The organism is Zarconia navalis LEGE 11467 (assembly GCF_015207075.1).
GTDB classification, from domain to species: Bacteria; Cyanobacteriota; Cyanobacteriia; order Cyanobacteriales; family Geitlerinemataceae; genus Zarconia; species Zarconia navalis.
Genome location: NZ_JADEXN010000300.1, coordinates 1 through 6615, shown reverse-complemented (window position 1 = coordinate 6615; position 6615 = coordinate 1). Strand labels below are relative to the sequence as shown.

The following is a 6615-nucleotide window of genomic DNA, read 5'->3' as shown; positions in this document are numbered from 1 at the left end:
CATCCGACCGTTTGACGACGGGTCGATCGCACTCTGGACAGCAATCGGGAAATTCATAGGGTCGGGCATCGGCAAGTCGTAATTCTGGCAGTACCCGCACCACTTCCGGGATGATTTCCCCCGCTTTACGAATTTCGACGGTATCCCCCAAGTGCAAATCCAGTTCGGCAATGCGATCGCGATTGTGCAGCGTCGCCCGCGCCACCGTCGTCCCCGCCAGCAGCACGGGTTTGAGTTCGGCTACGGGAGTGAGCGCTCCGGTGCGTCCCACCTGCACCGTCACCGAGACCACTTGCGTCGGCACTTCCTCGGCGGGATACTTGAGGGCAACTGCCCAGCGGGGAAACTTTTGGGTAAAGCCCAATTGCTCTTGAAGCGCCACAGAATTGAGTTTAACAACCACTCCATCGGTCATATAGGGCAAATCGTGCCGCCCTCGATTCCAGCGATCGTAATATTCGCCGACGGCTTCGGCTCGATCGTAAATTTGACGGTTGGGATTCACCTGAAAGCCCAGTGTCTTCAGCGTTTCCAAGGAGTCCCACTGGGTCTGAATTTCCCCAAAATCTCCAGATGGGATCTCAAGGGTATAGGCAAAAAAGTCCAAGTTCCGCCGCGCGACAATTTGAGGATCGAGTTGGCGCAGGGTTCCGGCGGCGGCATTGCGGGGATTTGCAAATCGGTTGTCTCCAGCGGCAATGCGATCGGCATTAATTTGCTCGAAGGTCTCAATTCGTAAAAAAGCTTCCCCCCGAACTTCCACGATCTGGGGCGGATGTTCGGTATTCAAGCGCAGGGGAATCGATCGAATGGTTTTGACGTTTTGGGTGATATCTTCTCCAGACACCCCATTCCCTCGGGTTGCCCCCCGAATGAGTAGCCCATTTTCGTAGGTGAGCGCCAACGCCAAACCATCAATTTTGAGTTCGCAGACGTATCGGGGATCGGCTTCTGGTGCCAGTCGCTGCCAGCGTTTTTGCCAATGGACGAACTCATCTAAATTAAAGGCGTTTTCGAGGCTGTAGAGGGGGATTTTGTGCCGGATCGAGGTAAATCCTTCCGCAGTACGATCGCCCACGCGCTGGGTCGGACTATCTGGGGTGACTAAACTCGGATATTGTTGCTCGAGATCTTGCAATTCCCGGTAGAGGCGATCGTACACCGCATCTTCCATAATCGGTGCATCGAGGGTGTAGTAGGCATATCCGGCTTTTTGAAGTTGCGATCGCAACTTCGTCGCACGCTGTTGAATTTCCTGGGTTGGCTGTTCCACCGTCTTTTTAGATTTTTATTCGCGAGTGTCTCAACTCGATATCGTACCCAAAATAAGAGGGAATTGGGAGAAACGGGAGAATTGGGAGAAAGCTTAGCACTCGTTGCTTCCGTTGCCCTCCCTAAGCATCCCCCAGATCGTCTAAAGACTGAGGCAGCGTTAGGGTAAAGCAAAATTCGCAGGCAATCGGGTCTGGAGTCGGTCGGCAAGAAACCTCGATCGTCCCGTGCAAAAACTGAGTGAGTCCTTTGACCAAAGCCAGTCCCAAACCCGTCCCGGCAATCGCTTTTTGAGTGGCATCGGGACCCCGACGAAACTTCTCGAACAAGTGGTTCAAATCTTCTTGGGAGATTTCCGGGGCGATATTCGTCAAGGAGACAATGGTGCGATCGCCGTCTATTGATGTTTCCTCCCTGACTTCACAAGAAACGGTCGTTCCCACGTTGGAATACTTCCCGGCGTTGGTGAGCAATTCTTCTAAAATCCGGCGAAGGCTATCGGCATCGCTTTGCAGCATCAAGGAAGGTTTGGGACTTTTAACGGAAAATGCTAAATTTTTCTTGTTCCAGCGTTGCTCGAACACCTCTCCTAATTCTGAAATGAGATCGATGGCATCGATCGAGTGCAGCTTCAGATCCACCTGTTTGGTTTCCAGGCGTTGGAACATCAGCAGATCGTTCACCAGATTGGTTTCCTGAAGGCACTGCTCTTCTAAAATATCTAAGTACTTCGCTTGACGTTCTGGATCGATATCCGACTGGCGCAACATCCGAATCGCCAGAGTCATACTCGTCAGCGGCGTTTTGAGTTCGTGAGAAATCGTGCTGAGAAACTCGTCTTTTTGCTGGTTTAGCAATCGCAATTGATCGATTTGGCGGCGGGTTTGCTCGTACAATTTGGCCTGCACGTCCATACTGCGTTTGAGTTGGTCGGTGCGATCTCCAACAATTGTATGCACTTTATGCAAAGTTCGAGCTTGAATGAGGGCATTACTCAACTGATTGCCAACCAATGTCACCAGTTCGAGTTCTTCAGCTTTCCAAGAGTGAGGTCGATCGTTCTGTAAGACCAAAAATCCTAAAATCGATCCCCTCGAATTCTCGCTGGGACTGATGAGGGGAACCAGGAGAACCGCCGGCATCTTCTCGGGTTGAAAGATCGGGGAGAGGGAGATATCGGATTTCAACGCCCGCCATTCTCGTCGGTCCGTAATCGCGAGGGGTTGGGGCGCACAGAGGAAGGCTTCCTGACACCACGCACATTCCGACATCAGAAATGACTGTTTGAAATGAGCCAGATCTTTCGCAGTGGAGTTCGGTGAAGCTGAAGGAACCGTTACTGTTTCCCCTTCTTCATTCACGAACCACTGACCGACAACGGTTATTCGGGCTTCGGGAATCGAGGAATGGGGGTCGTTGTCCTGAAGCTGCGAGTCATCAGGAATAGGCGCTTCAGAGACTTGGCCGGGGAACTTTAGATTGGTATATTTAAGCAAAATCACCAAACCGTGGTTCACTTCCAAGGTTTGAGTAATGCCCTCAACGGCTTCCTGGAGAATTTGGGTCAAATCCAGAGAGTTTTGGACGGCTTTCGTCAACCGAGCCATCAAAGCCTGTTGGTGGTTGAAAACGCGAGTCTGTCGCTGTAGGGCAACCAGCGAGCGAGCTTGAGTGATATAAGAAATCGCACTGGCCACAGGCGCGCAGAGTGTTTTGAGTCGCTCTTGCTCGGCGGTCGTCCAACGGTGGGGGGTGCCGCTAACGATCGCGATCGCACCATTGAGCTTTCCTTGAAATCGAGTCGTCGTTGCCAGAATCGATCGAATACCTAAAGCGACGCACTGGGATGCTAGGACTCCATGAATTTTCGTTCCGCGCTCGAGATCGGGAACGCAGAGGATCTTCGAAGTTTGGAGTCGCCGTATCAGTTTTGCGTTTTGCCACAACGCCATCGATTCGGAATCCACGGGTTGGGAGTAGTTGGCATCCCAATGTGTGGTGTCTGATAAAAATCGATCCCCTTCCCAAATCGCGATCGAACATCCGGAACCTTGAAATGCCTCGGTCAAGAGTTTGGCGATTTTGGATAAGATCGTCTCCAACTCCGCATTGTCGCTCAGGATTTGAGTAATTTGCTGCCCCACCTGAGCAGAATCGACCGATGGCTGCATAAGTCGTGGCGGTTTTCTTTGGGTTAGAGTGGGCTGAGCGACGTGCGGCAACCGTGCAGTAAACGCTTTAGTCATAGCTCGCATGAGTGTTGGGACGATCGCACTCTACCAATGCACCCCATTGGCATACCAGCGCGATTTTGCCGAGCCAGTACATCAGCTTTTTGGGAGTTTCGATGAGTATAGTGTCTGAGTTTAGATTACACTGCACTCAACTAGAATTGCATCCGTGATTTCTCTACGATTCCTACGACTCTTTATTGTATTCGATAGACTGCCAGCAATGTTCCTAGAATCGACTGTCCCTGGGTTTATCCGAAATTGGAGGTGTCACTTTCGTGCGCAAATCGACTTTATTATGGGTAAAAGTATGGTACCAAATCTCCGTAACATTGCTGAGTTAAGACTTGGTTTGGAAGATCGTTAATTGTAAAATCTTGTGAAATAGCAAGCTTGCGAGCTTGAGTGTATCATGTTCGCACCGATATCTAGAAAAGGCTTGCAGCGATAAATTGCAGACTTTACCCGTGCAGCAAACGGCAATCCAATTCATACCGAAAACCGAGCCTCTGGGAACCCAGGTTTTGGTCGTCGGTGGCGGTGTGGGAGGGACTGCTGCCGCTCTCCAAGCCGCTCGTCGCGGGGCGCGAACGGTGCTTGTTGGCGAGTTTCCTTGCTTGGGGGGAATGCTGACGGCTGCGGGAGTTTCCGCTCCCGACGGCAACGAACTGGCGGCATTTCAAACGGGCTTGTGGGGAGCGTTCCTTCGAGAACTCCAGCAACGCCAGCCCCAGGATTTCGATCGCGCTTGGGTGAGTTTCTTTACCTTCGATCCCCGCATCGGTGCCGAGATTTTTGCCGATTGGGTGCAAGCGTTACCCAATTTAACCTGGATTTGGGGGCAGGTTCCCCGAGAAGTCTATCGAACGGGCGATCGCATCACCGGAGTGCGATTCGACGATTACCGAATTAATGCCGATATCGTTCTCGATGGAACGGAGTTGGGGGACGTGCTGGCATTGGGGGAGATTCCCCATCGATGGGGTTGGGACTGGCAAACCGCCTGGAACGAACCAAGTGCCCCAACTTCGCCCAACGAACTGAGCGATCGTTATCCCGTTCAAGCCCTCACCTGGGTGGTGTTGCTGCGGGATTTCGGCAAAGATGCGATCGCCCCGGAAATTCCACCACCACCAACGGATAAACCCGATCGATTTACGGGTGCTTTAGAAGGATATACGCCCCAGAAGTTCCTCAGCTACGGTCGATTGTCAGAAGATTTATATATGTTGAATTGGCCGACTCAGGGGAACGATTATGGAGAAGGTTTAGATCGCTTGGTGGGTTCTGCTGCCCAGCGGAAACAATTACTTCAAGAAGCCTGCTGGCACAGCCAAAGTTTCGCCCGTTTCGTCCAAACTCAGGTGGGGCGGCGTTACGGTTTGGCGGAGGGGGTATTTCCCCATTCAAATGCTGGGGATACTTTTGCTACTGTCCCTTCAGCGTTTGCTCTCCATCCTTACTACCGTGAAAGCCGCCGACTCGTCGGAATTGAAACCGTGCGAGAACAGGATATTTTACCCGTCTGTGGGGGGAAAACCGCATCTTTGAACTTGAATAGTATCGCGATCGGGAATTATATGAACGATCGCCACTACCCCGGATACCACCTTCCCCTCAAACCCAAATCCACGCGCTGGGGAGGACGTACGACTGGAACCCCATTTACTTTACCCTATGGCTGTTTGGTTCCGGCTAGCATCGACGGGTTGTTGGTTTGCGAGAAAAATATTTCCGTCTCCCACATTGCCAACGGCGCGACTCGCCTGCAACCGGTGGTGATGAATGTAGGGCAAGCAGCAGGGATGGCGGCAGCACTGTGTGTCGAACTGGGCACTCAGCCTCGGGATTTGCCCGTGGAGAGGCTACAACAGGCGTTACTCGAAGAACCCACCGCCCCAGCCGCCTTAGTTCCCTTATTCGACTCTCTGCCAGAGCATAAAGATTGGTTGCACTGGCAGCGTTATTTCTCGATCGATCCCGAAAAGTATCCCAATTCTGGAGAAATCGATCGAGATCTACCAAGAACGGGCGATCGCATCGCCACAACGCATTTCTGTGGGATATTTCAACGCAACGGTTGGCAAGACTACACCTTAAAGTTGTTAGGAAATCAGGGCGGTCGGACTTGGCAACTCGTCACCCTGCAACCAGATATCGATAAACAATTGCAAACCTATATTTCGGGTACGGCGATCGCCGGTTGGGGGTGGTTTAACGAGGCGGGAAATTGGCTGCGAGTCGATGGAATAGGGGGATAAGATGGCGTAGATCGAACGTTACAGCATTCATCCCCTGCGCTTTCCCGAACCTCCTAGAATCGGGTCTTAAAATAGAGTCGTTCCCGGAAAAAAGAAGATTCGATCGATGATTCCGAAAAATCTGCACGATGCGGCGATGGGTGGCTTCCTAGGGGCTTTAGTTGGCGATGCGGCTGGGGCAACGTTGGAATTTCTGGGACGCAAACCCACTCCCGAAGATGTCACCTGGGCGATGGGAATGCCCGGAGGTGGGGTTTGGAACGTGGCCCCCGGACAGATTACCGACGATGGCGAACTGACGCTGTGTTTGGCGCAAGGGTTAGCGGTCAAGGAACCGTTCGACCTCGAAGCGATCGCCTGTAATTACACTCGCTGGATCGATTCTAACCCCTTTGACATCGGCAACACGACCGCTTATTCCCTGGGGGCGTACCGGGAATCGCAATGGCAAAACCTCCTCACCAGACGGGGATATGCGGGAGTCATGCGTCAGGCGGCATCCGATCGCTGCATAGCCTCGAAAGCCAATGGCAGTTTGATGCGGATCTCCCCTTTAGGGATTTGGGGACATCGATTTGACGACGAAAAACTGGCAGATTTTGCCCGTCAAGATGCGCGGCTGTCTCACCCGAATCCCAGTTGTGGCGATGCGGCGGCCTGTTATACGATCGCTATGGCAAGCTTGATGAGAAAACCAGGCGATCGCGAAGCGGCTTTTACTGCGGCGAAAACCTGGCTGACATCCCAAACCGCACCAAATCTCCCACAAAACTCAGAAGCGGTTTCCGGTGCATCTGAAGTTCTCCAATGGCTGCAAGATGCGCAAAACAACCTCAGCGTTCCCTATCGTC

4 protein-coding genes are annotated in these 6615 nt (G+C 52.4%); 2 read left to right on the top strand and 2 right to left on the bottom strand.

All coding sequences use genetic code 11. From position 1 onward, the window contains the following. Window positions 1-1273, bottom strand: a 1273-nt coding sequence (ligA, locus tag IQ235_RS15235) for an NAD-dependent DNA ligase LigA (protein ID WP_264322295.1), incomplete at its 3' end; no start/stop codon positions are given. Window positions 1274-1394: 121 nt separating this feature from the next. Further along, the gene (locus IQ235_RS15230; protein ID WP_264322294.1) at window positions 1395-3443 is read right to left on the bottom strand and encodes a GAF domain-containing sensor histidine kinase; all 2049 of its coding nucleotides are present in this window, start codon (window positions 3441-3443) and stop codon (window positions 1395-1397) included. Between the two features lie 512 nt (window positions 3444-3955). On the opposite strand from IQ235_RS15230, the gene IQ235_RS15225 reads away from it, so the two are divergent. Together IQ235_RS15225 and IQ235_RS15220 are read left to right on the top strand one after the other, a co-directional pair. Next, window positions 3956-5764 (top strand): FAD-dependent oxidoreductase, encoded by a 1809-nt coding sequence (locus IQ235_RS15225; protein ID WP_405196686.1) that lies wholly within the window; start codon window positions 3956-3958, stop codon window positions 5762-5764. A 106-nt stretch (window positions 5765-5870) separates the two neighbouring features. Next, window positions 5871-6615: ADP-ribosylglycohydrolase family protein (locus tag IQ235_RS15220; protein ID WP_264322293.1), on the top strand; the 745-nt coding region annotated here is incomplete at its 3' end.

Excerpts from the sequence above, each read along its gene's own strand:
- IQ235_RS15230 (WP_264322294.1), bottom strand. The coding sequence starts at position 3,443 with ATGCAGCCATCGGTCGATTCTGCTCAGGTGGGGCAGCAAATTACTCAA.